The organism is Streptococcus sp. 1F3, from assembly GCF_054968985.1.
Genome location: NZ_JBUEQR010000004.1, coordinates 5,279 through 7,049 on the forward strand (window position 1 = coordinate 5,279; position 1,771 = coordinate 7,049).

Below are 1,771 nucleotides of genomic sequence, written 5' to 3' on the forward strand. Positions count from 1 at the left end.
CCCCCCCCCCCCGACTTTGTCAACTATTTTAGATGTAAAATATACGAATAGGTATATCCTTTTTTATTCCCTTCTTCCCCTCTATAAATCTGCTTACTTCAAGCAATTTCAGACTTTCTGTGGTTACTTTCTCTCCCATGGAATAGGAAAAAACTTTTTTAAAGTAGAAGAATTTCTATAGAAAGTAGACAAATTTCTAAAAAATCTGTAATGTTTTCCATCTAGTCCTGTCATAGGGCAATTCGACAGCAAATATCAGGGATAAGTTTGAAAAGCTACTGGCTTTTACTTTTCTATTGTCAAAAAAATTGACATTCCTTTTTTAAGTACATAAACCAAATAAGAGACTCCAAAATATATAAATGTGTATATAAAAAAGTTTCAAAGTCAACCTAGGTGGTTTAACTTTGAAACTCTTTTTGTCTCTTAAGTATTAGGTATTGTATGTCTATACTACTAGCTTATCTTTCGGGGATAGAACAAATGCTACAACTATTCATAATTTTAGAACTTGCTCTATTCCCTACTAGAATTTTCAACTTAAAAAGTTGCTATCGCTAATCGTATATACAAATATAATAGTATCTATTCTAGCTAAAGTTGCAAGGATTACTCATGGAAGAAGACTATTCCTCTTCTTTTTTACCCTTACCAAGTGCTAGAAGTCCTACCAAGCCAAGAGCTGCAAAACCATACGCTCCCAAAGCAGAAGTTTCTGTTCCTGTTTTTGGAAGTACTGCTGTTGAAGTTGATTTCACAGTAGTAGCAACCGGTTTACTGTTTGGATCCTTGGAGTCTGTACCTGCTGCCTTTTCTTGGTCATCTGTGTAGCCGTCATTGTCATCATCTGGATCCGTTACATCTGGGTCTTTATCGCCATCTGTATCACGTTGAACTTTGATAATGAACTCTTTCTCAGCAACTATTTTCCCATCTGCATCACTTACAAAGACTGTGATCAAGAAGTTAACCTCTTCCTCATCTTTGCCCCAGTCTGTGACAGTTGGGGTACCAGTGATTGTACCGGTAGCTGGATCATAGGTCAAGCCATCTGGGAGACCAGCAACGTATACGTTACCACCCTTTGGTACATTTGTGACTGGAATATTGATGGCTTCGATCGGTTGTTTTTCTACAACAGTCTTATCGCCAATATCGCCGACAGTCGCAATTGGTTTACTATTTGGATCCTTAGAATCTGTACCTGCTGTCTTTTCTTGGTCATCTGTGTAGCCGTCATTGTCATCGTCTGAATCGGTCACATCTGGGTCTTTGTCACCATCTGTATCTCGTTGAACCTTAATAGTGATGTCTTTTTCGGCAACTGGATTCCCATTTTCGTCCTTGATCACTACCTTAACAGGGAAGTCGCGTTCTTCTTCATCCTTGCCCCAGTCTGTAACAGTCGGGGTACCCGTGATAGTTCCGGTAGCTGGATCATAGGTCAAGCCATCTGGTAAGCCACTCACTTCTACTGTTCCATTATTTGGAACATTGCTTACTGGGACAGTAATTGGCTCAATCGGTTGTTTTTCTACAACAGTCTTATCGCCAATATCGCCGACAGTCGCAGTTGGTTTACTATTTGGATCCTTAGAATCTGTACCTGCTGTCTTTTCTTGGTCATCTGTGTAGCCGTCATTGTCATCATCTGGATCGGTCACATCTGGGTCTTTGTCACCATCTGTATCTCGTTGAACCTTAATAGTGATGTCTTTTTCGGCAACTGGATTGCCTTTGTCGTCTTTGATCACCACCTTAACAGGGAAGT

General features: G+C 39.8%; 1 protein-coding gene. It reads right to left on the reverse strand.

The window, feature by feature from the left end:
* Positions 1-626 precede the first annotated feature (626 nt).
* Positions 627-1,771: putative Ig domain-containing protein (locus ACVPON_RS00105; RefSeq protein WP_462874808.1), on the reverse strand; the 1,145-nt coding region annotated here is incomplete at its 5' end.